Raw genomic sequence first — 24641 nt, forward strand, 5'->3', positions numbered from 1 at the left:
GCACGCCCCAGGGCCGCCTGCGCGCGGCACGGCTCAAAACCGCCTCCTGAGCGGCCTGGCTCAGGGGTGCGACAGCTGGCCGGTCCCGCCGCGCCTGCGGATGCGCTCCTGGGCCCGCTCGGTGGCCCTCGCCTGCCGCCTGGCCCGGCGGCGCTCACGGCGCAGCGCCCGCGCCGTGCTGCTCGGGTCCGACACCACGCCATGGCGCTGGTTCCACACCTGGCGGGTCACCCAGACGTCGAGCGCGCCCCAGGTGGCCACCACGGTGCTGACTATGCTGCTGATGACCATCGGGAAGGCCAGCCAGGACCCGGCCATGGTGCAGAAGAAGGCCACCATCGCCTGGAGCAGCGTCACGGCGATGATGATCACCGCACGCACCGCCGCCGTCCGCACCGGATCGGGCATGCGGCGCCGGGGCGCCGCCTCCTCGACCCACAAAACCCGGCGCTCGTCCGCCGGAATGTCGCGATCCGATGCCGCAGGACCCCGTCTCACCGCCGACCGCGCTGCCGAACTGTGCCCGGGCGCCACGCGCCGCTCCGCCGTGCCCATCAACGTGTCACTCCCCACTGCCGCAGACTGCTCGTCCGTACCCGTTGGCACGTCTTCCCCAGTGGCTGCCCGGCTTGCCTTGTTTTACGCCGCCCAAGTGCCGGATGCCGCTGAAGCGGCCGATTCCGCGCATCTCCCGTAGAGAGGACGAACGAGGCGTCCTGAAGATTCCCAACGAGCGTAAATTTCAGGCCAATCCGCCGGTCGGGCCGGTCGGGCGAGTTTCAACGGCCGTGGAGGATCGGGGAGGCAATCTCCCCCAATGAACGGACAACTCCGCATGTCTCGCCGCCCGCGCGGAAGTTCAGCTTCCGGACTGCTCTTCGAGTTGGCCATGTGTCGGTAGTAGGCTCGCGCCGTTTGTTGACGTACATGTGTACCCCCGGTCGTAGGGGGTCGAGCTGGGGGAGGCCATGCGCTTTCGCGGGAAGTCGATCCGCCGGAAGATCGTGGCGCTGCTTCTCGTGCCGCTGGTGTCCCTCACCGCGATCTGGGGCTTCGCCACGGTACTGACGGGACGTGAGGCACAGGACCTGTTCCATGTGTCGGACGTGGTGGAGAAGGTCGGGTATCCGATCGAGGACACCGTCCGCGTCCTGCAGCAGGAACGCCGCCAGACCCTCGTGTACCTCGCCGATCCGCGGGCCTCCGACGGGCTCGCCGACCTCAGGCGCAGCCGGACCGCCACGGACGAGGCCGTCGCCAAGATCCGCACGAACGCCAAGAACCCCGACGTGCGCGACGCGCTGGGGGAGGGTACCGACGAGCACCTGACCACCGTCCTGGAGGCGTTCGACGGCATCGACGCCCTGCGCCGCAGTGTCGAGGACGGCACCGTCGACCGTGCCCAGGCCCTCGATCTCTACAACCGCCTGGTCGACCCCTGCTACGTACTGCTCGGCAATCTCCACGTCGTCGACAACGTCGAGATGGACAAGCAGTACCGCGCACTGGTCAACCTAGCCCGCGCCCGCGAACTGCTCTCCCGCGAGGACGCCCTGCTCGGCTCCTCCCTGATCGTCGGCCGGCTCACCCGCACGGAGAGCCGCGACGTCAGCGACCTCGTGGCCCAGCGCAGCCTGATGTACGACGTCAACCTGCAGCTGCTGCCCTCGTCGGAACGCGACCGCTACGAGGCGTTCTGGAAGAACGCCACCACCGCACCGCTGCGCGTGGCCGAGCAGTCCGCCACCTCCGCCACCAACGGCAAGGCCGGCGAGGTCACCGCGCAGGGGTGGGACTCCGCCGCGGGGAACGTGCTCGACAAGCTCGGCACCCTCAACGACCAGGCGAGCGACCGCTATCAGGACCGTGTCCGCCCCGTCGCGATGGGCGTCATCGCCAAGGCGGCCGTCGCCGGCGTCCTCGGCCTGGTCGCGGTGCTGCTCTCGCTCTTCCTGTCCGTCCGCGTCGGCCGCACCCTCATCCGTGACCTGCGGCAGCTGCGGCTGGAGGCCCACGAGGCGTCCGGCGTCCGGCTGCCCAGCGTCATGCGCCGCCTGTCCGCGGGCGAACAGGTCGACGTGGAGACCGAGGCCCCGCGCCTGGAGTACGACAAGAACGAGATCGGCGAGGTCGGCCAGGCCCTCAACACCCTTCAGCGCGCCGCCGTCGAGGCCGCCGTCAAGCAGGCCGAACTGCGCGCCGGGGTGGCCGAGGTGTTCGTCAACCTCGCACGGCGCAGCCAGGTCCTCCTGCACAAGCAGCTCACACTGCTCGACACCATGGAGCGCAGGACCGAGGACACCGACGAACTCGCCGACCTGTTCCGCCTCGACCACCTGACCACCCGTATGCGGCGGCATGCCGAGGGCCTCGTGATCCTCTCCGGCGCCGCCCCTTCGCGGCAGTGGCGCAAGCCCGTCCAGCTCATGGACGTCGTCAGGGCCGCCGTCGCCGAGGTCGAGGACTACGAGCGCATCGAGGTGCGGCGTCTGCCGCGGATCGCCGTCACCGGTCCCGCCGTCGCCGACCTGACCCATCTCGTGGCCGAACTGCTGGAGAACGCCACGGTGTTCTCCCCGCCGCACACGGCCGTCCAGGTGCTGGGCGAGCGGGTCGCCAACGGCTTCACCCTGGAGATCCACGACCGCGGCCTCGGTATGGCCGCCGACGCTCTCCTGGACGCCAATCTCCGGCTCGCCGAGACTCCGGAGTTCGAGCTGTCCGACACCGACCGGCTCGGCCTGTTCGTGGTCAGCCGGCTCGCCCAGCGGCAGAACGTGCGGGTCTCCCTCCAGCCGTCGCCGTACGGCGGCACCACCGCGGTCGTCTTCGTCCCCGACGCACTGCTGACGGACGACGTCCCGGACACCAATGGCATCGGCTTCCGCCTCGACCGCCCCCACCCCTCGAAGGAGGCCGAGCTCGAGGAGAGCCGCCGCACCCCGCTCTCCCGGATGCCCGTCCAGCTCCCCGGCCTGCCCGCCGCACTCCTGGACGGCCCCGTGGAACTGGAGGCGCCGGTCGATCTCGACGCCGTCGAGGACTTCCCGGGCGCTCTCGACGACGAGGACAGCGAACGCGGCGGGATCTTCCGCCCCCGCCGCTCCATCGCCCTCGCGGACGACGAGGCGGCCGGCCACGGCGACGGTCCGCTCCACGGCCACCCCGACACCCATGAAGCGGCCCGCCTCGACGCCGGCGACGACCTGGGCGAGGCGGTCCCGCTGACCCGCCGCCGCCCGCCCAAGCTGATCAGCTCGCACGGACGCCCGGTCACCGACCAGCGCTCGCGGCGCGAGGACGCAGGCGAGGAGTCGCCGGCGGGGCCGGGCCGCCCCGAGCCGGAGGCCGCCGCGCCGCTGCCGCAGCGTCGCCGGGGCGACGGACCGCAGGTGGGTACGGGGCCGGGCCGGCCAGACCAGGAAGCGGCGCCGCCACTGCCGACCCGCCGGCGTGGAGCCTCACCGCTGCGCCCCGGCACGAGCGGACCCGCCAGGTCCGGTGAGCCCGGATCCCCGGCACCCGAGCGGCGCAGCGGCGGCGAGGGCCCGCAACCTCCCGCCCTCCCCGCACGCAGCCGGCCCGCCGCGATCGCACCGGGCGGCGAGGACCCCGCCGCCCGGCGCCCCGGCACCGCGCCGCAGGACACCGGCCCCGGCAACGGCCCGCTGCCCCGGCGCGTACGGCAGGCGAACCTGGCTCCGCAGCTGAAGCAGAGCGCCGAGCGGCCCACGCAGGACAACGCGCAGCCGGTCGAGCGGGACGCCGACGAGGTACGCAGCCGGATGGCCTCGCTCCAGCGCGGCTGGCAGCGTGGCCGCAACGAGAATGCCGCGGGTGACGACGCCCACAGCGGCACAGCACCGCAAGGAACGACAGAGGGGGACGGTCGATGACCGCACCGAAGGCGACCGGCCACACCGAGACCAGCAGGTCGGGGGAGCTCAACTGGCTTCTGGACGACCTGGTGGACCGCGTCGCGAGCATCCGCAAAGCCGTCGTGCTCTCCAGCGACGGCCTGGCGACCGGCGTGTCCAAGGACCTGACCCGGGAGGACAGCGAGCACCTCGCCGCCGTCGCCTCCGGGTTCCACAGCCTCGCCAAGGGCGTGGGCCGTCACTTCGAGGCGGGCAGCGTCCGGCAGACGGTCGTCGAGCTGGACGAGGCCTTCCTCTTCGTCACGGCCGCCGGCGACGGCAGCTGCCTGGCCGTCCTCTCGGACGCGGACTCGGACGTCGGCCAGGTGGCGTACGAGATGACGCTCCTGGTCAAGCGGGTCGGCGTGCATCTTGGCGCGGCTCCGCGCACCGATCTGCCCGCAGGCGGGTAGTGAGATGTCATGAGCGCTGACGGTCAGGGAAGAAGCCACTGGTTCGACGACGAGGCCGGACCGGTGGTCCGTCCGTACGCGATGACGCGTGGCCGGACCACCAGTGCGGGCCAGCACCGTCTCGACCTGATCGCGGTGGTCGTCACCGAGCCCCAGGCGGACGACCCGGACGCCGACTCGACGCTGTCCCCGGAGCACGTGGACATCGTCGGTCTGTGCCGTGACGTCCCTCAGTCGGTCGCCGAACTCGCCGCCGAACTCGATCTGCCCGTCGGCGTGGTGCGGGTCCTCGTCGGGGACCTCGTGGCCCGGGAATTCGTCCATGTCACGCGGCCCGTACCCCCCGCCGAACTGCCCGACGAGAGTATTCTGCGCGACGTGATCAACGGCCTCCGGGCACTGTGAGCCGTGCGGAAGCGGGGTACGGACGTGGCAGGTTGGCAGTTCTGGGTCGATCGGGGCGGCACCTTCACCGACATCGTCGCGCGGCGCCCCGACGGCCGTCTGCTCACGCACAAGCTGCTGTCGGAGAATCCGGCGCGATACTCCGACGCGGCCGTCGCGGGCGTACGCGAGCTGCTCGACGGCTCCCCCGACTCCATCGAGGCCGTCCGCATGGGGACGACGGTCGCCACCAACGCGCTCCTGGAACGCAAGGGCGAACGCACCCTGCTGGTCGTCACCCGCGGCTTCCGTGACGCCCTGCGCATCGCCTACCAGAACCGTCCCCAGATCTTCGCCCGCCGCATCGAACTCCCCTCGCTGCTCCACGAGCGGGTCGTGGAGGTCGACGAGCGCATCGCCGCTGACGGCACCGTTCTTCGCGTCCCCGACCTCGATGCCCTGACCGGTCCCCTCCGGGAGGCGTACGAGGACGGCATCCGTGCCGTCGCCGTCGTCTGCATGCACAGCCATCTGCACCCCGCCCACGAGCAGGCCGTCGGCGAGCTGGCCGCCCGCCTCGGCTTTCCGCAGATCTCGCTGTCCAGCGAGGTCAGCCCACTGATGAAGCTCGTACCACGCGGGGACACCGCGGTCGTCGATGCCTACCTGTCGCCCGTGCTGCGCCGCTACGTCCAGCACGTCGCCGACGAACTGCAAGGCGTCCGGCTGATGTTCATGCAGTCCAACGGCGGGCTCGCCGAGGCCGGGCAGTTCCGCGGCAAGGACGCCATCCTCTCCGGGCCGGCCGGAGGCATCGTCGGCATGGCCCGCATGTCGCAGCTGGCCGGATTCGACCGCGTCATCGGCTTCGACATGGGCGGCACCTCCACCGACGTCTCGCACTTCGCCGGTGAATACGAACGCGTCTTCACGACCCAGATCGCGGGTGTCCGCCTGCGTGCGCCCATGCTGGACATCCACACCGTCGCGGCCGGCGGCGGCTCGGTCCTGCACTTCGACGGGACCCGCTACCGCGTAGGGCCGGACTCGGCGGGCGCGGACCCGGGGCCCGCCTGCTACCGAGGCGGCGGCCCGCTCGCCGTCACCGACGCCAACGTCATGCTCGGCCGGATCCAGCCCGCGCACTTCCCCAAGGTGTTCGGCCCCGAGGGTGACCAGCCGCTCGACGCGGAGCTCGTGCGCGACCGGTTCACCGCCCTCGCGCGTGAGATCCGCACGAGGACCGGGGACGACCGCACGCCCGAGCAGGTGGCCGAGGGCTTCCTGCAGATCGCCGTCGCCAACATCGCCAATGCCGTCAAGCGGATCTCCGTCCAGAAGGGCCACGACGTCACCCGCTACGCCCTCACCACGTTCGGTGGCGCGGGCGGCCAGCACGCGTGCATGGTCGCCGACTCGCTCGGTATCCGCACCGTCCTCGTACCGCCGATGGCCGGCGTCCTGTCCGCCCTCGGTATCGGCCTCGCCGACACCACCGCCATGCGCGAGCAGTCCGTCGAGGCACCGCTGGAGCCGGCGTCCATGCCTGCGGTCCTGAAGATCGCCGACGACCTGGAGCAGGCGGCCCGCTCGGAACTCCTCGCCGAGGACGTCCCCGAGGACCACATCCAGGTCACCCGCCGCGCGCAGCTGCGCTACGACGGCACCGACACCACCCTCACCGTCGAACTGACCGAGCCCGGCACGATGACCCCTGCCTTCGAAGAACGTCATCGCGCCACGTACTCCTTCACGCTCGACCGCCCGATCGTCGTCGAAGCCCTCTCCGTCGAAGCCACCGGCATCACAGAACCCCCCGATCTCTCCGCCCTCGCCCCCTACGCAGCCGCCCGCGAGGGCAGCCCGGCCGCGCCCGCGACCGTCCGCCTCCACACCGGAGGCTCCTGGCGCGACGTACCCCTCCGCCGCCGTGAGGGCCTTCCTCCCGGCGACACCGTCACCGGCCCCGCGATCATCACCGAGGCCAGTGCGACGACCGTCGTCGACGACGGCTGGCAGGCCGTGGCCCGCGACGACGGACATCTGGTCATGGAACGCGCGGCGATTACGGAGAGTTCCGATCTCGGCACAGAAGCGGACCCCGTTCTGCTCGAGGTCTTCAACAACCTCTTCATGTCGATCGCCGAACAGATGGGCGCGCGGCTGGAGTCGACGGCCCAGTCCGTCAACATCAAGGAGCGCCTCGACTTCTCGTGCGCCCTCTTCGACCCGGACGGGAACCTGGTGGCCAACGCGCCGCACATCCCCGTCCACCTGGGCTCCATGGGCACGAGCGTCAAGGAGGTCATCCGGCGCCGAGGCACCTCGATGCGGCCCGGCGACACCTACGCCGTCAACGACCCGTACCACGGCGGCACCCACCTGCCCGACGTCACCGTGATCACCCCGGTCTTCGACACGGAGGGTGACCGGATCCTCTTCTACGTCGCCTCGCGCGGCCACCATGCCGAGATCGGCGGCATCGCCCCCGGCTCCATGCCGGCGAACAGCCGCACCATCGAGGAGGAAGGCATCCTCTTCGACAACTGGCTGCTCGCCGAGCACGGCCGCTTCCGCGAGCAGGAGACCCTCCGCCTGCTCACCGAGGCTCGCCACCCCTCCCGCAACCCGAAGACCAATCTGGCCGACCTGCGCGCCCAGATCGCCGCCAACCGCAAGGGCGTCGAAGAAGTCGCCCGCATGATCGACAACTTCGGCCTCGACGTCGTCCAGGCGTACATGAAGCACGTCCAGGACAACGCCGAGGAAGCGGTGCGCCGGGTCGTCGACGCCCTGGACGACGGCGAGTACTCCTACGAGACCGACGCGGGTGCCCACATCCGCGTACGCGTGCGCGTGGACCGCGAGAACCGGTCGGCGACCATCGACTTCACCGGCACCTCCGCCCAGCTGGCGAGCAACTTCAACGCCCCCTTCGCGGTGGTCAACGCGGCCGTCCTGTACGTCTTCCGCACCCTGGTCGCCGACGACATCCCGCTCAACGACGGCTGTCTGCGCCCCCTGGACATCGTCGTGCCGCCCGGCTCCATGCTCGCGCCCGAGCCGCCGGCCGCCGTGGTCGCGGGCAACGTCGAGACCTCCCAGGCCATCACCGGGGCCCTCTACGCCGCACTCGGGGTCCAGGCCGAGGGCTCAGGGACGATGAACAACGTCACCTTCGGCAACGAGCGGTACCAGTACTACGAGACGGTCGCCTCCGGTTCCGGGGCGGGAGACGGCTTCCCCGGTGCGCCCGTCGTGCAGACCCACATGACCAACTCGCGGCTGACCGACCCCGAGGTCCTGGAGTGGCGGCTGCCCGTGCACCTCGACGAGTTCGCCGTGCGCCCGGGCAGCGGCGGGGCCGGACGGTGGCCCGGCGGGGACGGCGCGGTGCGCCGCATCCGTTTCCACGAGCCCATGACGGTCTCCACGCTGTCCCAGCACCGCAGGGTCCCGCCGTACGGCATGGCGGGCGGCGGGACCGGCGCGCTGGGTGCCAACCGGGTGGAGCGCGCGGACGGCACGGTCACCGCGCTCGGCGGCAGCGACTCGGCCGACGTCGGTCCCGGCGACGTACTCGTCATCGAAACCCCCGGCGGCGGAGGCTACGGCCCGCCGTCGTCCCATCCCCATCAAGCAGGAGAAGAGATCGATGATCTTCGGGCGTTCTGAGCGCGGGAAGCCTCCGGTCGAGCCCGTCACGCTCAAGATCCTGGTGGCCGGCGGCTTCGGCGTGGGCAAGACCACCCTGGTCGGCGCGGTCAGCGAGATCAGGCCGCTGCGCACCGAGGAACTGCTCACCGAGGCCGGGCGCCCCATCGACGACACGAGTGGCGTCGAGGGCAAGCACACCACCACGGTGGCCATGGACTTCGGCCGCATCACGCTCCGCGAGGACCTCGTGCTGTACCTGTTCGGCACGCCGGGCCAGGAGCGGTTCTGGTTCATGTGGGACGAGCTCTCCGAGGGCGCCCTCGGCGCCGTCGTGCTCGCCGACACCCGGCGCCTGGAGGACTGCTTCGCCGCGGTCGACTACTTCGAGCGGCGCTCCATACCCTTCGTCGTGGGCGTCAACTGCTTCGAGGGTTCGTCCCGTTATCCCGAGGCCGCCGTCCGCCAGGCCCTCGACCTGGACGACGACGTACCACTGCTGCTGTGCGACGCCCGCGACCGGGAGTCCGTCAAGGAAGTCCTGATCGGCGTCGTCCAGCACGCGATGGCGCAGGCGGCGGACCGCCGCCAGACCGTCACCACCTGAGGCACGCCCACGGCCCGTACCCCCGCCGACCGGGGTACGGGCCGCAGCTGATGGCGCCCACGCGCGCGTGCGTGTGCCTAGTTGTCGCCGTCCTCCGCCCAGCCGAAGCTCTTCTCCACGGCCTTGCGCCAGTTGTGGTACTCCCGGTCACGGACCGAGGCCTCCATGGCGGGCGTCCACTCGACGTCCTTCTGCCAGTGGGACTTCAGCTCGTCGAGGTCGTTCCACACTCCGGTGGCGAGCCCCGCCGCGTACGCCGCGCCGAGACAGGTGGTCTCGGAGACCTTCGGGCGGACCACGGGGACGTCGAGGACGTCCGCCTGGTGCTGCATGAGCAGGTTGTTCTTGGTCATGCCGCCGTCCACCTTGAGGGTGGTGATGTGCACGCCGGAGTCCTGGAACATGGCGTCCACGACCTCGCGCGTCTGCCAGCTCGTCGCCTCCAGCACGGCCCGGGCGAGGTGGGCCTTGGTGACGTAGCGCGTCAGGCCGGTGACGACACCGCGCGCGTCGGAGCGCCAGTACGGTGCGAACAGGCCGGAGAAGGCCGGAACGATGTACGCCCCGCCGTTGTCGTCGACGCTCGCCGCCAGGGGCTCGATCTCGTCGGCGTTGCGGATGATGCCCAGCTGGTCGCGGAACCATTGGACGAGGGCGCCCGTTATGGCTATCGACCCCTCCAGGCAGTAGACCGGCGCCTCACTCCCGATCTTGTAGCCCATCGTCGTCAGCAGCCCGTTCTTCGACGGCACGGGCCGGTTGCCCGTGTTGAGCAGCAGGAAGGAGCCCGTTCCGTACGTGTTCTTGGCCGTGCCCACGTCGTAGCAGGCCTGTCCGAACACGGCCGCCTGCTGGTCGCCGAGGGCCGACGCGACCGGCACCCCGCCCAGTTGGCCGACGGCGGTGCCGTACACCTCGGCCGAGGACCGGATCTCGGGGAGGATCGCCTCGGGGACGTTCATCGCGGAGAGGATGGACTGGTCCCACTGGAGGGTCTCCAGGTTCATCAGCATGGTGCGGCCGGCGTTGGTCACGTCCGTGACGTGCTGCCCGCCGTCGGTGCCGCCCGTCAGGTTCCAGATGAGCCAGGAGTCCATCGTGCCGAAGGCGATCTCGCCGTTCTCGGCGCGGTCCCTGAGGCCGGGCACGTTGTCGAGCAGCCAGGCGGCCTTGGGGCCGGAGAAGTAGGTGGCCAGTGGCAGTCCCGTCTGCTCGCGGAAACGGTCCTGCCCGTCCGATCCGCCGAGCTGCTTGGTCAGCGCCGCCGTGCGGGTGTCCTGCCAGACGATCGCGTTGTGCACGGGCTTGCCCGTGGCGCGGTCCCACAGCAGGGTGGTCTCGCGCTGGTTGGTGATGCCGAGCGCGCTGAGCTGGTCGGCGCGCAGTCCGGCCTTGGCGAGCGCTCCGGCGACCACGGCCTGCACTTTGGACCAGATCTCGGTGGCGTCGTGTTCCACCCAGCCCGGCTTGGGGAAGATCTGGCGGTGCTCACGCTGGTCGACGGCGACGATCGCGCCGCCCTGGTTGAAGACGATGCAGCGGCTGGAGGTGGTGCCCTGGTCGATAGCGGCGACGAACTTGTCCGTCATGACGTCCCCTTCGTCGTTCCTTCAGAAGGCTGCTGTGGATCAGAAGGCTGCTGTGCGGAGCGACGGACCGATGACGACGCAGCCGCGCCCGTCGCCGTGCGTGTCTCCGGTGCTCATGGCGGCTCCTAGGCCCTGTCCCGGGGCGATCGACCCCGGTCCTTCGTGCAGGGTGCGTTTCCCATGGCGACTTCGGCCGAGGCAGGAAGATCCCGCGCCCCGCCCGGCGTCCGTGACGAGCTTGCCGTCGCAGTCGCATCGGCCGTGGGGGAACGGTCCGGCTCCTCAGACGCCGCCCGCGTGGAGCGTGCCTGGATAGACCGTGTATGTACGGCGATGTCGACTGACACCGGAAGTTTTCACCGACGCCCACAGAGCGTCAAGGTCGCCGACGGCAACGGTGACAGCCGGAGGTGTGTCTGTGCGGGGTGGGCAAGGCCGGTCGGTTGTGACGATCAGCCTAGGCCCGGTTCCGCCACCGCGCACCCGGCCTGGGCGGGCGCCGCCTCCGCACCGCGCCGGATCTCGTGGCCCGGCCTGTCCGCCCGGCCCACCACCCAGCTCGCTCCGAGCAGCGATTTCGCGGCCTTTTTCAGGGGTGCTAGACAAGCGGCGGCCTGCCGGTGGTCCGTCACGCTGCCGGGCGGGCACAGCACGGTGGCCAGGGACAGCGTGATCGGACGCCCGCCGGCCGACCAGGGCGCGTCCAGCATCGAGGTGGCGAGCGGACCCAGCCGTTCCGGCTCTGCGAGCACCAGGAAGTCGTCCCCGCCGATATGACCCACGCGGGTGCTGCCGGACGCCGCGTGCTGCAGCGCCCGCCCCACCGAGCGGATCAGCTCGTCGCCCGCCGCGAACCCGGACCCGTCGTTGACCTGCTTGAAGTGGTCCACATCCAACCAGCTCAGGGCGAACGTCCGGCCGTCCGCGATCCGGCGGTCCACCGCGCCGGTGATCGCGTCCGAGCCGGGGAGCCGGGTGAGCGGATTGAGTCCGGCTGCTTCCTCGACCCGGCTTTCGGCGAGCGCCCGCACGAGGTCCGCGAGCCGTACGACACCCACGCAACGGCCGTGCGCGTCCACCACCGCCACGTCATCCGACGTGCGGCTCCGGCCGCCGACGGCGACGACGTCCAGGACCTCCCAGGCGGTGGCGGCGACGCCCACCGTCCGCGGCGGATCGCCTAGCTTGGCCGCGGGCCGGTCGGCGTACAGCGCGTGTCCGTAGCGCCCCGACAGCGACAGCAGGAAGCGCGAGCGGTGCACCGAGCGGACCGGGCGCCCGTGCTGGTCCACGAGCAGCACCCCGGACACGTCGGGCGACCCGGTCAGCAGCGCCCGCACCTGACCGGCCGACGCGGTGGCGGGCAGCAGCGCGGCGGGCCGCACGAACTCCCGCACCGAAGGCCCCGACCTCGGCATGGTCACGGCGACGGGGGAGCGGGGCGGAACGTATACGTCCGCCACGGGCAGCCGGGCCGGTGGCGCGAACAGTTCGCCCTGTCCCATCTGCGCGCCGGCCGAGATCGCGGCGGCGCACTGCAGTTCCGTCTCCACGCCCTCTACGGACAGCAGCGCCCCCAACTCCTCGCACAGCGTCCGCATGGCCTTCACCGCGGCCGGCCGCGCCAGCAACGACGCGTCCAGCTTCACCAGGTCGGGTGCCATGTCGATCAGCAGCCGCAGGGGCAGGTCCCCGTCCCCGACGCCGTCCGCGCTGATCCGGAAGCCCTGGGCCCGCAGGGCACCCACCGCCTCGAGCAGGGCCTGCTGCGGGACGTGGGTGTACGGCGGCCCGATGTCGATCGTCACCTCCCACGGCAGGCGTCCGGCCTCGCGCACGGCGTCGTGGAGCCGGGTGAGGCCGCCGAGGTCGGCGAGCGTGCCCGCGAAAACGTTGACGTGCAGCGGCAGCAGGGCTTCCTTGCGCGCCGCCGCTCGGAGCGCCAACACCGTGAGTCTGCCGTCGAGTTCGGGGTTCCGACGGGCTTCGGCCAGGATGTCGCCGGTCTCCGGGCGGGCGAGTATCTCAAGCCCCGCGACCGCTCCGGTGGTCAGGTTGACCACCGGCTGGAAGGCGAAGCGGAGAGTATCCGTCCAGGTGTGCACGGCAGCATGATGGCTCCGCCGAAAGGCGCCCAGGCCCAGTTCATGAGACGTTCACGCAGGATTCCTGAGCGATCACACAGCGTACGAGAAAGGGCTTGCCCTGCCCTGTGGTGGCGCAGTGCGTGTCCCGAACCGGCCGGCCCTCAGCGAACGGCGATCACCGAGGACCCGTGCCCGAACAGCCCTTGGTTCGCCGTGATCCCGACGCGTGCCCCGGTGACCTGCCGCTCGCCTGCTTCCTGCCTCAACTGCCAGGTCAGTTCGCACACTTGGGCGATGGCCTGAGCCGGAACCGCCTCGCCGAAGGAGGCCAGCCCGCCACTCGCGTTCACCGGTATGCGCCCGCCTATGGCCGTCGCGCCCTCCCGCAACAGCTTTGCGCCCTCTCCCTGTCCGCACAGGCCGAGATCCTCGTACCACTGCAACTCGAGGGCGGTGGACAGGTCGTAGACGTCCGCGAGGGACAGGTCCTCCGGCCCGAGGCCCGCCTCCTCGTAGGCGGCCCGCGCGATCGAGGCGCGGAAGGTGTCGGCGGCCGGTTCCACCGCCACCGCGGAATCGGTGGCTATGTCCGGCAGGTCCAGCACCGTGCTGGGATAGCGCGGCGTCACCGTGGACACCGCGCGGATCCGCACCGGCCGGCTCGCACCGTGCCGACGTGCGAACTCCATGCTGGACAGCACCAGGGCGGCGCCTCCGTCCGACGTCGCACAGATGTCGAGCAGCCGCAAGGGGTCGGCCACCACGGCGGACGCGGCGACCTCCTCGGCGGTGACCCGCTTGCGGTAGCGCGCATTCGGATTGAGCGCGCCCATGGCCGAGTTCTTCACCTTGACCTGTGCGAAGTCCTCCAGCGTGTCGCCGTGCACGGCCATGCGACGGCGCGCGTACAGCCCGAAGTACGTGGGGTTGGTCGCCCCCAGCACACGGAAGCGCAGCCAGTCCGGATCATCCGGTCGATCCCCTCCCGCCGGCCGGAAGAACCCTTTGGGAGCCGCATCGGCGCCCACCACGAGGACGACATCCGCGAGGCCTGAAAGGATCTGCGCGCGTGCGGTGTTGACCGCCTGCGCCCCCGACGCGCACGCCGCGTACACGCTGGCCACTCGGGCCCCCTGCCAGCCCAGCGCCTTCGCGAAGGTCGCGCCGGCCACATAGCCCGGATAGCCGCCACGCACCGTGTCGGCCCCGACGACCGAGCCGACGTCCCGCCACTCCAGCTCCGCGTCGGCGAGCGCCGCACGGGCCGCCGCGGCCCCGTACTCGACGAAGCTGCGCCCCCACTTGCCCCACGGGTGCATGCCCGCGCCGAGCACCGCCACCTCTCCCGTCATGCCCCCACCCCCGTCGGCCGCCAGTGCCACGTCGTCCAGATCGTCTCCGCGTCCTGATTGAGCACCCCGGGAACCACCTGCACCTCCATGCCGACCGCCAGATCGGCGACGGTGATCCCGGGAGCCGCCTGCCCCAGCACCACGATCCGCTCGGGCTCCAGCTCTACAGCGATCAACGTGTACGGCTCCCACGGAAGTTCCAGATCGGTCACATACGGTGACGGAGGCCGGTATCTGCTGTCCGTGTAGGACCAGACCCGCCCGCGCGGCGAGAGGGGCACCTCCTCCAGATCCCCGCCGGAACACAGGGGGTTGCGGCAGTGCGCGTCCTCGCGGGGGAAGAAGACCGAGGCGCACGCCGCGCAGCGCGTGCCGAGAAGCCTGAAGTCGTTCCCGTCGCCGGCGAACCACCCTTCGACCACAGGCGTGCGTGTACGCGACAAAGCCCCTCCTCGCGACGGAATCTGATGGAGCGTCAGAAGTGTGTCACGGGCTTCCGGAAATGGGCAGGGGCACCGATCGAACCGAACGGCCCCTTGCTGCGTCGTGGTAACGGAAGGGACGGCCGGGGCCCACGGGGGTGGATCCGGCCGTCCCGATTTGATAGATGCAGGAGACATGACACGTCTCTCCAGTGCACTACGCGCTCTGATCACCGCACTCGCCGCACTGCTGGCGGTCGCAGGGGCGTCCGCCACCGCCCAGGCGAAGACGGAGCCCAAGGCGCCGAAGGCCTTCGTGGCCCTGAGAACCGTGGACCCGACGATCATCCAGGAGATGCGCTACTTCACCCCGCACAACTTCGTCGGTGAGCGCATCGACGGCTATCAGCAGCCGATCTGCATCCTCACCCGGCCGGCCGCCGAAGCGCTGCACAAGGCCCAGACGAGGCTGCTGCGCCAGGGATACAGCCTCAAGGTGTACGACTGCTACCGCCCGCAGCGCGCCGTGAACCACTTCGTCCGCTGGGCCGAGGACCTCGACGACCAGGCGATGAAGGGCGAGTTCTACCCGAACGTCGACAAGACCCGGCTGTTCGAGGACGGCTACATCGCGGAGAAATCCGGCCACAGCCGCGGCTCCACCATGGACCTGACCATCGTGAAGCTGCCCGCACGACCGACCCGGCCCTACCACCCCGGGCAGCCCCTCGTTCCGTGCTACGCGCCCAAGGACGACCGCTTCCCCGACAACTCCGTCGACATGGGCACCGGATTCGACTGCTTCGACACCCTCGCCCACACCCTCGACCCCCGTATCCAGGGCGAACAACGCGCCAACAGGCTGCTTCTGAAGAGCACCCTCGAGCGTCTCGGCTTCGTGAACCTCGCCGAGGAGTGGTGGCACTACACGTACCAGCCCGAGCCCTACCCGGACACCTACTTCGACTTCCCCGTCTCCTCGAAGTCGCTCAACAGTCGCTTCTGAGCCGCCTCCTGGAGACGCCCTCTCCGTGATCGGATACATTCCGCTTCGTGTCCGAAACTCATGCCTCCACCCTCAATTCCGCGCCCGACTCCCACTGTTCGAGCTGCGGAGCGCCTTACGGAGAGGGCGTCACCGGCTGGCCCCGCACCTGCCCGGTCTGCCACGCCGTGGCCTACCGCAACCCGCTGCCGGTGGCGATAGCGCTCCAGCCCGTGTACGACACGAAGGGCACCGCCCTTGTCGTCATCACGCGAACCGTCGCCCCCGCGCGTGGCGGTGTCGCGCTGCCCGGCGGTTACATCGACGACCGGGAGGAGTGGCGACATGCCGTCGTCCGTGAACTCAAGGAGGAGACCGGCATCGCCGCCGCCGGCCGCGACGTGCGGCTCGTCGACGCCATGAGCTCTCCCGACGGGCACCTGCTGCTGTTCGGCCTTCTTCCCGAGCGCCCGGCCGAGGGCCTTCCGAAGTCCTCCGCCACGGACGAGACGGAGGGCTGGCACCTCCTGCGCAGGCCGGACGAACTCGCCTTCCCGCTGCACACGCTGGCCGTGCGGGCCTGGTTCGAGGGCCGGTACATCTGAGTCAGCGCTTGCCGAGCCCCCGGACGCGGACAGGATAGGGCGGCTCGCCGCTGCCGCCTTCCCGCTCGACCACAAGCCGCTGCCCGGACCAACGGGTGACGTAGCGCTCGAGTTCCGGCTCGTCCCATCCGTCACCCGCATCCCTCACGACCACTCCGCCGCCGGTGCGTCCCGGGGCGGGCGCCCACACGTCGAGTTCCAGCCCACCGTCGTCCCCGCGCACCGGGACGACGGCACCCGCGCGCGCGAGCACCGGAATCCGCGACAAGGGGGCATCGAGGAACACCTGCCCGGGCCCCTCGTACATCTGCTCCGTCACGGTGTCGTACCAGCGCCCCCGGGGCAGCTGCACGGCACGCCGGACCGCGCCCGGATCGAGCACCGGCGCCACCAGCAAGCAGTCGCCAAGCAGGAAGGCGTCCTCGCAGTCGCGCAGCGCGCGGTCCTCGGGCGCCGACCACCACAGCGGCCGCACATAGGGCGCTCCCGTGCGCCGGGCCAGATGCGCGAGAGTCACGAAGTACGGCAGCAGCCGCCGCCGTTCGACGAGCGCCACGCGCGCGTGCTCCAGCACCTCGGCGCCGAACTCCCACGGTTCCCTGCGCCCCGCCCGCAAACTCGCGTGCGTACGGAACAGCGGCAGATAGGCGCCCAGCTGGAACCAGCGCAGGTACAGCTCGGGCGACGGACGCCCGTCGAATCCGCCCACGTCCGGTCCCGAATACGGCACCCCGCACAGCCCGAGCCCCAAAACCAGCGAGAGGGACGCCCGCAGCCCGGGCCAGCCCGTGGCCACGTCACCGGACCACGTGCCCCCGTAGCGCTGCATACCGACCCAGCCGGAGCGCGAGAAGATGAACGGCCGCTCCTCCGGCGCCAGTTCACGCACTCCTTCGTAACCCGCCCTGGCCATGCACAGCGCGTAGACGTTGTGCGCCTCGCGATGGTCCCCGCCGCGACCCTCCAGCGCGTGCCTGGCCGAGCGCGGCAGAGTCGGCTCCCCGAAGGCGGCGAACGAGGTCGGTTCGTTCATGTCGTGCCAGAACCCCGAGAACCCCTGTGCCAGCCGCTCCTCGTACAGCCGCCCCCACCACTCACGCACACGCGCGTGCGTGAAGTCCGGGAACACCGCCTCCCCGGGCCACACGACCCCTCGCACCAGCCGGCCCGCGGCGTCCCGGACGAAAGCGTCCTCGGCCATCCCGCTGTCGTACACCGCGTTGCCCTCGGCGGCCTTGACCGCGGGATCGACGATGGACACCAACCGGATTCCGTCCTGGCGCAACTCCTTGGCCAGCAGCGCCAACTTGGGGAAGCGCTCCTGGTCGACGGTGAACACCTGGTGCTCGTCGTAGTGGTCGATGTCCAGATGGACGGCGTCCAGCGGCAGCTCCCGCTCCTGGTAGCCGGAGACGATCCGCCGTATCTCCTGCTCACTGCCGAAGCCCCAGCGCGCGTGGTGATGACCCAGTGCCCACGTGGGCGGGAGCGCGGGCGCGCCGGTCAGCGACGCCCAGACGAGCAGCACGCGCGCGGGGGTGCCGACCACCACCCAGCAGCGCAGCGGACCACCCTCCATCCGCAGCTCGGACGTCCCCGCCCGGTCGTGCCCGGAACCGGCACCCTCCTCGCCCTCCCGCAGAGTCACGGTGCCGACCCACGATGTGTCGCGGAACACCAGATGCGTCGCCGCGTCGGCGACCACCAACTGCACGGGCATCGTGATGTAGAGCGGATCGTCACCGGGACCGAACGCGTGCCCCGGGTCCGTGTTCCACATCCGGTACGTTCCGTCGCGCAACCGCGGCCCCGACGCCCGCCCCCCGAGCCCGAAGAACCGGGCGTCCGCGGCCACTTCCGACCGCTGCATCCAGCGCGCGGTGCCACCCCCGACCGGCTCCCACCACCGGGGCGGCAGATCACGGCGCAGCGTCACACCTCCGGGCGTACGCACCTCGACCGCCCCATGCCGCGAGACGGCGACCGTGACCCGCTCGGCCACGACGCGCCAGCCACCCTCCTTGTCGGGCTCCAGGAAGGCCCGGGGATCGGGCTCCGGACACCGGCCCGCGAGCGCGTACGACGGCTCCGGAGAGGCCCCGTCCCAGCCCCAGAAGACCGCACCGTTCACCGCGACCATGATGCGCAGCTCGGACCGGCTGAACCGGATGATGCCGCCGCCCGGCGCGGTCTCCACCTCCTGCACGGACCCGGGCACCCGCGCACGCTCGGCGCCGCGCGACGGCAGCGCGGAGGCGTCCGCACGCCGTGTACGCCATGCGGCTCGCACGGTACGCAACCCCTGGGCCGCCCCCGCAGAACCGACCGTCTTTATCGAACGCACCAGGTCACGACCGTTCATGCTGTTCACCCTGCCATTGACCGGTCCACGCGCGTGTGTCGTTCAACTGCCGTTCACCCGTGCCGAGACCACATCTTCACGGCACGGACTATGTGGAGCGTGCCCTGGTGTCGAAGTCGATCACATGGCATCGTCCCTGTCAGCCGCGTCACGCGCACACCCCAGCACGTGCGCGACCGACGCACACGACGCGCACAGTCCGGGAGCCGCCCCATGTCGACCCAGAACCCCCAGCCGCTCTGGCAGCCAGATCCCGAACGCATCGCCCAGGCGCAGGTCACCACGTTCCAGGCCTGGGCGGCCGAGCACCACGGCGCCCCCGCCGAGGGCGGTTACGCGGCGCTGCACCGCTGGTCCGTCGATGAGCTGGAATCGTTCTGGAAAGCCGTCACGGAGTGGTTCGACGTACGGTTTTCCACACCCTACGCGCGCGTGCTCGGCGACCGCTCCATGCCGGGGGCCGGGTGGTTCCCGGGGGCGACGCTGAACTACGCGGAGCACGCCCTGCGCGCGGCGGCGACCCGCGCGGACGAACCGGCCCTCCTGTGCGTGGACGAGACACAGGAGCCGCGCCCCGTGACCTGGGCCGAGCTGCGCCGCCAGGTCGGCTCCCTGGCCGCCGAGCTGCGCTCCCGCGGCGTACGCCCCGGAGACCGTGTCAGCGGCTACCTCCCGAACGTCCCGCAGGCCGTCGTCGCCTTCCTGGCCACGGCCGCCGTGGGTGCCGTCTGGACGTCCTGCGCTCCCGACTTCGGCGCCCGCAGTGTCCTCGACCGTTTCCAGCAGGTAGAACCGGTCGTCCTGTTCACGGTCGACGGCTACCGCTACGGCGGCAAGGAGCACGACCGCCGCGACGTCGTCGACGAACTGCGCGGCGAACTGCCCACCGTGCGTGTCGTCGTCCACATCCCCCTCCTCGGTACCGAGGCTCCCGAGGGCGCCCTGGAGTGGTCGGCCCTGACCGGCGCGGACGTGGAACCCGACTTCGAGCAGGTCCCCTTCGACCACCCCCTGTGGGTGCTTTACTCCTCGGGCACGACGGGCCTGCCCAAGGCCATCGTCCAGTCCCAGGGCGGCATCCTGATCGAGCACCTCAAACAGCTCGGCCTGCACTGCGACCTGGGCCCCGAGGACCGCTTCTTCTGGTACACGTCGACCGGCTGGATGATGTGGAACTTCCTCGTCTCCGGCCTCCTCACCGGCACGACGATCGTGCTCTACGACGGCAGTCCGGGCTTCCCGGACACGGGCGCCCAGTGGCGCATCGCCGAACGGACGGGGGCCACCCTGTACGGCACCTCGGCGGCGTACGTCATGGCCTGCCGCAAGGCCGGGGTCCACCCGTCACGCGACTTCGACCTCTCCAAGGTGGACTGCGTCGCCACCACCGGGTCCCCGCTGCCGCCCGACGGATTCCGCTGGCTGCACGACGAGGTGCGGGACGACCTGTGGATCGCGTCCGTCAGCGGCGGCACGGACGTGTGCTCCTGCTTCGCGGGAGCAGTACCGACCCTCCCGGTGTACGTGGGTGAACTCCAGGCAGCCGGCCTCGGCACCGACCTTCAGTCCTGGGACCCGAGCGGCAAGCCCGTGATCGACGAAGTCGGCGAGCTCGTGGTCACCAACCCCATGCCGTCGATGCCGATCCACTTCTGGAACGACCCCGACGGAAGCCGCTACCACGACAGCTACTTCGACACGTACCCCGGCGTGTGGCGCCACGGCGACTGGATCACCCTGACATCCCGCGACTCCGTCGTGATCCACGGCCGCTCCGACTCGACGCTCAACCGCCAGGGCGTGCGCATGGGCTCCGCGGACATCTACGAAGCCGTCGAGCGAATCCCCGAGATCAAGGAATCCCTCGTCATCGGCATCGAGCAGCCGGACGGTGGCTACTGGATGCCGCTCTTCGTGCACCTGACGCCCGGCGCAACCCTGGACGAGGCACTGCTGGGCCGCATCAAGCAGACCATCCGCGAACAGCTCTCACCGCGCCACGTCCCCGACGAGGTCATCGAGGTGCCCGGCGTCCCGCACACCCTCACCGGCAAGCGCATCGAGGTTCCGGTCAAGCGCCTCCTCCAGGGCACGCCGCTGGAGAAGGCGGTCAATCCGGGCTCCATCGACAACCTCGATCTACTGCACTTCTACGAGGACCTCGCCCGCAAACGCGCCTGAACGTATCTCCCATGCCGTCGTTGTCAGTGCCGCCGGTTACTGTGAGTGAGCATTGATCGACTGTGCACAGGGGGAAAGATGACGCACACCGACCACCAGACCATGCGACGCGTTCTGCGCCGCGAGATCGCAGGCACGATCGGCCTGCTCACCGACGAGCACGACTTCCGTGCCATGCGCCGCTACCGCAGCTTCACCTTCGACGACCACACGATCTATCTCCAGCAGGTGGAGGCGCTCCTTAAAACACGCGCCTCCCAGGGCGGCCACACCACGGTCGCCCTCTTCGACCCGCAGGAGTACGCCGACTTCTGCGCGGACATGGGCCTCGACCCCGACGCCCAGTCGAGCCGAGCACGCTTCACCGCCGAACTGTCGACGACAGGTGCCGTCCTTCCCTACGAAGGCCAGCCCCTGACCGACCTCGTCCCGGCCCTCGTCGACGAGGCCGTCCGCCAGGCCACCTGGGAGTACGCGTCCACACTCCTCGCCCGTCTGGGCGCCTGCGCGTCCTGCGGCGAGGACATCGGCCGCGCCGCCTTCACCCGCGCCTCCCACCTCGTCGTCCGCATCCTCGACACAGCCGAACCGGGCAACCGCCACCTGGTCAGCAGTGTCTCGGCGAAACCGGAAACACTTGTCTCCGTCCTCCACGCCGACCAGGACGCCGACGGCGCGCTCCATCTCGACGAGGCCGAGGCACTCGAATTCACCACGGTCCTGGCCCTCGGTATCGCCACCCGGTGCCCGGGCGGTCTCGTCATGCGCACCAGCGCCCCCGGAGCCACCGACCGCGTCTACGGCTGGCGCCTGCGCGGCGAGGGCCTGGAACCCCTCACTGCAGGTGAGGTGTTCGACGCCTACTGCACCGACATCGAGTCCGGCGACATCATCTCCCCGGAATCGGACGTCGACTACTGCGTACCACCCGACCTCGGGCCCGAAGGAGAAGCGCCGGGTCACCACCACTGAACAGAAGAGGGGCGCCCCACCCACAGGTGGAGCGCCCCTCAAGAACCGTCGACGCGACAGCAGCCGACGTGGGCCCGGCTACTCGCCGGACAGCACCGCCTGCGCGGCGTTGCGCGCCTCGTCGGCGCTGTCCGCAGCGCGGGCCGCCGCAGCGGCACGCTCGCACTGGGCCAGCGTGTACTTGCCGAGCGTCGCCCGCACATAAGGAATCGACGCGGCACCCATGGAAAGGGAGGTGACGCCCAGACCGGTCAGCACACAGGCGAGCAGCGGGTCGGACGCGGCCTCACCGCAGACACCACAGCTCTTGCCCTCGGCCTTCGCGGCCTCCGCGGACAGCGCGACCAGGTCGAGCAGCGCGGGCTGCCACGGATCCTGCAGGCGCGAGACGGCGCCCACCTGACGGTCGGCGGCGAAGGTGTACTGCGCGAGGTCGTTGGTCCCGAGCGACAGGAACTCGACCTCCTGCAGGATCGAGCGGGCCCGCAGCGCGGCCGAGGGGATCTCGACCATCGCGCCGAACTTCGCCTGCAGTCCCGCCTCACGGCAGGCGTCCGCGAACGCCTTGGCGTCGGCACGGTCGGCCACCATCGGAGCCATGACCTCGAGGTAGACCGGCAGACCCTCGGCAGCTGTCGCGAGCGCCGTGAGCTGGGTGCGCAGCACATCCGGGTGGTCCAGCAGCGTACGCAGGCCGCGCACACCCAGCGCCGGGTTGGGCTCGTCGGCCGGGGTGAGGAAGTCCAGCGGCTTGTCGGCACCGGCATCCAGCACACGGACGACGACACGGCCCTCGGGGAACGCCTCCAGGACCTGCCGGTAGGCCTCGACCTGCTTCTTCTCCGACGGCGCGTTCTTGCTGTCGTCGAGGAAGAGGAACTCGGTACGGAAGAGCCCGACACCCTCGGCCCCGGCCTCGACGGCGGCCGGCACGTCCGCGGGGCCGCCGACGTTGGCCAGCAGCGGCACCTTGTGCCCGTCCGAGGTGGCACCCGGGCCGGTGGCAGCGGCCAGAGCAGCCTTGCGCTCGGCGGCCGACGCCTCCAGCTGTGCCTTCTTCTCCTCGCTCGGGTTCACGAAGATCTCGCCGGTGCTGCCGTCGACCGCGATCACGGTCCCCTCGGCCAGCTCACCGGCGCCCGGCAGCGCCACCACGGCCGGGACACCGAGGGCCCGCGCCAGGATCGCGCTGTGGCTGGTCGGCCCGCCCTCCTCGGTGACGAACCCGAGGACCAGCGTCGGGTCGAGCAGCGCCGTGTCGGCAGGCGCGAGGTCACGAGCAATAAGGACGTACGGCTCGTCACTGTCCGGGACACCCGGCATCGGAACCCCGAGCAGCCGGGCGACGATACGATTCCGCACGTCGTCCAGGTCGGCCACGCGACCGGCGAGGTACTCGCCCGCTCCGGCCAGCAGAGCGCGATACGCGGCGAAGGCGTCGTACACGGCCCGCTCGGCCGTGCTCCCGACGGCGATCCGCCGTTCGACATCCGCCATCAACTCGGGGTCCTGGGCCATCATGGCCTGGGCCTCGAGCACCGCCTGGGCTTCGCCCCCCGCCAGATTGCCGCGCGCCATCAGATCGGCCGCCACAGCTTCCACGGCCTGGCGGGCGCGCCCCTGTTCACGCTCCGCGTCCTGCGCCGGGATCTGCTTGGCAGGCGGCTCCAGGACCGCCGTTCCCATGTGCCGAACCTCGCCGATCGCCACACCGTGGCTCACACCGACGCCTCGCAGCGTTGTCTCCATCTCACCCGTCTCCGATAGTGCGGCGGGTCCCGCCGCCGCGGTGGTTGTACAACGTGCCGTCATATCGACGGCGCTGACGTCACGCCCAGACGAAAAGGCTGTCGCCGGCCTTCACGTCACCGTCGTCACGAAGATCGGAAAGAGCCTCGGCCGTGGCTTCGAGCGCCACGATCGGGCATACAGCGGACTTGCCCGCGGCCTCCACGGCCGCAGGGTTCCAGCGCACGACGCTCTGCCCCCGCGTCACGGTGTCGCCCTTGTTCACGAGAAGCTCGAAGCCCTCGCCGTTCAGCTGCACGGTGTCGATGCCGAGGTGCGTGAGCACACCGTGTCCGTGCTCGTCCACCACGACGAAGGCGTGCGGGTGCAGAGAGACGATGACGCCGTCCACGGGAGCGATGGCCTCGGAGGGCTCCCGCACGGGGTCGATCGCGGTGCCCGGGCCGACCATGGCCCCGGAGAAGACGGGATCCGGCACTGCTGCCAGTCCGATGGCGCGTCCTGCGACGGGGGACGTCACGGTGGTCATGGGAAGCCTCCGAGGGGTGGAGATCGAGAAGGGCCGTCACTGCCTGTGCCGGACGGCGCACTGTGAGCAGGCTATGTCATATGAACTACGGGTTCCGCATGGAAGATACCCGGAAGTGGTCTAGACCACCACCTCAATCGATTTGCACCCGCTTCCCGGCCCGCTGTACAGTCGTACTCCTGCTTGAGACCGAGCGGCGCGACCATGCGCCCTTTGCTCAGCAGCACCCATACTTGTCAGATCCTATCCCGGGGTCACCTTCTGCATGTCCGCAGGAGAGTGGTCAGAGGGACAGAAAATCACTGATAGAGTTTGGAACATCGAAGGGAAGCGCCCGGAGGAAAGCCCGAGAGGGTGAGTACGAAGGAAGCGTCCGTTCCTTGAGAACTCAACAGCGTGCCAAAAGTCAACGCCAGATATGTTGATACCCCGTCTGTCAGGCCTTGTGTCTGATGGTCGAGGTTCCTTTGAAACAAAACACAGCGAGGACGCTGTGAACCGGGGAGATTATTCCTCTCCCTGGTTCCGCTCTCGTGGTGTCGACCGGATTACCGGTATACATTCACGGAGAGTTTGATCCTGGCTCAGGACGAACGCTGGCGGCGTGCTTAACACATGCAAGTCGAACGATGAACCACTTCGGTGGGGATTAGTGGCGAACGGGTGAGTAACACGTGGGCAATCTGCCCTTCACTCTGGGACAAGCCCTGGAAACGGGGTCTAATACCGGATAACACTCTGCCTCGCATGAGGTGGGGTTCAAAGCTCCGGCGGTGAAGGATGAGCCCGCGGCCTATCAGCTTGTTGGTGAGGTAATGGCTCACCAAGGCGAC

17 protein-coding genes and 1 rRNA gene are annotated in these 24641 nt (G+C 70.3%); 10 read left to right on the plus strand and 8 right to left on the minus strand.

Going from position 1 to position 24641, the window contains the following annotated elements:
• Positions 1-60: 60 nt before the first annotated feature.
• Entirely contained in the window at positions 61-555 is a 495-nt protein-coding gene (locus ACGFYN_RS10145; RefSeq protein WP_393865337.1) for a hypothetical protein, read from the minus strand.
• Positions 556-968: 413 nt separating this feature from the next.
• Here ACGFYN_RS10145 and ACGFYN_RS10150 point away from each other — a divergent pair, with 413 nt between their 5' ends.
• Genes ACGFYN_RS10150 through ACGFYN_RS10170 form a run of 5 tightly spaced genes read left to right on the plus strand, consistent with a single transcriptional unit; the run spans position 969 to position 8975 of the window.
• A complete protein-coding gene (locus tag ACGFYN_RS10150; RefSeq protein WP_393865302.1) occupies positions 969-3896 on the plus strand; it encodes a nitrate- and nitrite sensing domain-containing protein in 2928 nt (975 codons plus the stop codon).
• Positions 3893-4330, plus strand: coding sequence for a roadblock/LC7 domain-containing protein (locus tag ACGFYN_RS10155; protein ID WP_384263955.1), 438 nt, complete (start codon positions 3893-3895; stop codon positions 4328-4330). Before ACGFYN_RS10150 ends, ACGFYN_RS10155 begins: the two co-directional genes overlap by 4 nt.
• A gap of 9 nt (positions 4331-4339) precedes the next feature.
• The gene (locus ACGFYN_RS10160; protein ID WP_393865303.1) at positions 4340-4735 is read left to right on the plus strand and encodes a DUF742 domain-containing protein; all 396 of its coding nucleotides are present in this window, start codon (positions 4340-4342) and stop codon (positions 4733-4735) included.
• A 24-nt stretch (positions 4736-4759) separates the two neighbouring features.
• Complete coding sequence (locus tag ACGFYN_RS10165) at positions 4760-8389, plus strand: hydantoinase B/oxoprolinase family protein (RefSeq protein ID WP_393865304.1); 3630 nt, start codon at positions 4760-4762, stop codon at positions 8387-8389.
• Complete coding sequence (locus tag ACGFYN_RS10170; RefSeq protein ID WP_393865305.1) at positions 8370-8975, plus strand: ATP/GTP-binding protein; 606 nt, start codon at positions 8370-8372, stop codon at positions 8973-8975. Before ACGFYN_RS10165 ends, ACGFYN_RS10170 begins: the two co-directional genes overlap by 20 nt.
• Before the next feature lie 77 nt (positions 8976-9052).
• Here the strand turns inward: ACGFYN_RS10170 and glpK are convergent, their stop codons facing one another.
• The 4 genes from glpK to ACGFYN_RS10190 all read right to left on the minus strand — a co-directional run bounded on the left by glpK (position 9053) and on the right by ACGFYN_RS10190 (position 14425).
• Positions 9053-10564, minus strand: a complete 1512-nt coding sequence (gene glpK / locus ACGFYN_RS10175) for a glycerol kinase GlpK (RefSeq protein WP_393865306.1) — start codon at positions 10562-10564, stop codon at positions 9053-9055.
• A 452-nt stretch (positions 10565-11016) separates the two neighbouring features.
• Positions 11017-12669, minus strand: coding sequence for an EAL domain-containing protein (locus ACGFYN_RS10180; RefSeq protein ID WP_393865307.1), 1653 nt, complete (start codon positions 12667-12669; stop codon positions 11017-11019).
• Between the two features lie 143 nt (positions 12670-12812).
• Entirely contained in the window at positions 12813-14003 is a 1191-nt protein-coding gene (locus ACGFYN_RS10185) for a lipid-transfer protein (protein WP_393865308.1), read from the minus strand.
• A complete protein-coding gene (locus ACGFYN_RS10190) occupies positions 14000-14425 on the minus strand; it encodes a Zn-ribbon domain-containing OB-fold protein (protein ID WP_393865338.1) in 426 nt (141 codons plus the stop codon). Before ACGFYN_RS10190 ends, ACGFYN_RS10185 begins: the two co-directional genes overlap by 4 nt.
• A gap of 196 nt (positions 14426-14621) precedes the next feature.
• On the opposite strand from ACGFYN_RS10190, the gene ACGFYN_RS10195 reads away from it, so the two are divergent.
• Positions 14622-15431: a M15 family metallopeptidase gene (locus ACGFYN_RS10195; protein ID WP_393865309.1), complete on the plus strand. Its 810-nt coding sequence runs from the start codon at positions 14622-14624 to the stop codon at positions 15429-15431.
• A 47-nt stretch (positions 15432-15478) separates the two neighbouring features.
• Positions 15479-16015 (plus strand): NUDIX domain-containing protein, encoded by a 537-nt coding sequence (locus ACGFYN_RS10200; protein WP_393865310.1) that lies wholly within the window; start codon positions 15479-15481, stop codon positions 16013-16015.
• 1 nt (position 16016) lies between these two features.
• Here ACGFYN_RS10200 and ACGFYN_RS10205 read toward each other — a convergent pair whose 3' ends face one another.
• The gene (locus ACGFYN_RS10205; protein WP_393865311.1) at positions 16017-18377 is read right to left on the minus strand and encodes a TIM-barrel domain-containing protein; all 2361 of its coding nucleotides are present in this window, start codon (positions 18375-18377) and stop codon (positions 16017-16019) included.
• 213 nt (positions 18378-18590) lie between these two features.
• Here ACGFYN_RS10205 and ACGFYN_RS10210 point away from each other — a divergent pair, with 213 nt between their 5' ends.
• Together ACGFYN_RS10210 and ACGFYN_RS10215 are read left to right on the plus strand one after the other, a co-directional pair.
• On the plus strand, positions 18591-20558 hold the full coding sequence (locus ACGFYN_RS10210; protein WP_393865312.1) for an acetoacetate--CoA ligase: 1968 nt from the start codon (positions 18591-18593) through the stop codon (positions 20556-20558).
• A gap of 78 nt (positions 20559-20636) precedes the next feature.
• Positions 20637-21530: a hypothetical protein gene (locus ACGFYN_RS10215; protein WP_393865313.1), complete on the plus strand. Its 894-nt coding sequence runs from the start codon at positions 20637-20639 to the stop codon at positions 21528-21530.
• Positions 21531-21608: 78 nt separating this feature from the next.
• Here the strand turns inward: ACGFYN_RS10215 and ptsP are convergent, their stop codons facing one another.
• The gene (ptsP, locus tag ACGFYN_RS10220) at positions 21609-23279 is read right to left on the minus strand and encodes a phosphoenolpyruvate--protein phosphotransferase (RefSeq protein WP_393865314.1); all 1671 of its coding nucleotides are present in this window, start codon (positions 23277-23279) and stop codon (positions 21609-21611) included.
• Between the two features lie 79 nt (positions 23280-23358).
• A complete protein-coding gene (locus ACGFYN_RS10225) occupies positions 23359-23808 on the minus strand; it encodes a PTS glucose transporter subunit IIA (protein WP_393865315.1) in 450 nt (149 codons plus the stop codon).
• A gap of 561 nt (positions 23809-24369) precedes the next feature.
• Between ACGFYN_RS10225 and ACGFYN_RS10230 the strand changes: the two genes are divergently transcribed.
• Positions 24370-24641 (plus strand): 16S ribosomal RNA (locus ACGFYN_RS10230); the annotation flags it as partial.

The sequence above is a fragment of the Streptomyces sp. NPDC048419 genome, from assembly GCF_043200415.1.
GTDB lineage: Bacteria > Actinomycetota > Actinomycetes > Streptomycetales > Streptomycetaceae > Streptomyces.

What these genes read in the sequence shown, in the direction of transcription:
- ACGFYN_RS10170 (WP_393865305.1), top strand. Translation starts at nt 8,370, where the DNA reads ATGATCTTCGGGCGTTCTGAGCGCGGGAAGCCTCCGGTCGAGCCCGTC.
- ACGFYN_RS10195 (WP_393865309.1), top strand. Translation starts at nt 14,622, where the DNA reads ATGACACGTCTCTCCAGTGCACTACGCGCTCTGATCACCGCACTCGCC.
- ACGFYN_RS10160 (WP_393865303.1), top strand. Translation starts at nt 4,340, where the DNA reads ATGAGCGCTGACGGTCAGGGAAGAAGCCACTGGTTCGACGACGAGGCC.
- ACGFYN_RS10145 (WP_393865337.1), bottom strand. Translation starts at nt 555, where the DNA reads ATGGGCACGGCGGAGCGGCGCGTGGCGCCCGGGCACAGTTCGGCAGCG.
- ACGFYN_RS10150 (WP_393865302.1), top strand. Translation starts at nt 969, where the DNA reads ATGCGCTTTCGCGGGAAGTCGATCCGCCGGAAGATCGTGGCGCTGCTT.
- ACGFYN_RS10215 (WP_393865313.1), top strand. Translation starts at nt 20,637, where the DNA reads ATGACGCACACCGACCACCAGACCATGCGACGCGTTCTGCGCCGCGAG.
- ACGFYN_RS10205 (WP_393865311.1), bottom strand. Translation starts at nt 18,377, where the DNA reads ATGAACGGTCGTGACCTGGTGCGTTCGATAAAGACGGTCGGTTCTGCG.
- ACGFYN_RS10185 (WP_393865308.1), bottom strand. Translation starts at nt 14,003, where the DNA reads ATGACGGGAGAGGTGGCGGTGCTCGGCGCGGGCATGCACCCGTGGGGC.
- ptsP (WP_393865314.1), bottom strand. Translation starts at nt 23,279, where the DNA reads ATGGAGACAACGCTGCGAGGCGTCGGTGTGAGCCACGGTGTGGCGATC.
- ACGFYN_RS10225 (WP_393865315.1), bottom strand. Translation starts at nt 23,808, where the DNA reads ATGACCACCGTGACGTCCCCCGTCGCAGGACGCGCCATCGGACTGGCA.
- ACGFYN_RS10210 (WP_393865312.1), top strand. Translation starts at nt 18,591, where the DNA reads ATGTCGACCCAGAACCCCCAGCCGCTCTGGCAGCCAGATCCCGAACGC.
- ACGFYN_RS10155 (WP_384263955.1), top strand. Translation starts at nt 3,893, where the DNA reads ATGACCGCACCGAAGGCGACCGGCCACACCGAGACCAGCAGGTCGGGG.
- glpK (WP_393865306.1), bottom strand. Translation starts at nt 10,564, where the DNA reads ATGACGGACAAGTTCGTCGCCGCTATCGACCAGGGCACCACCTCCAGC.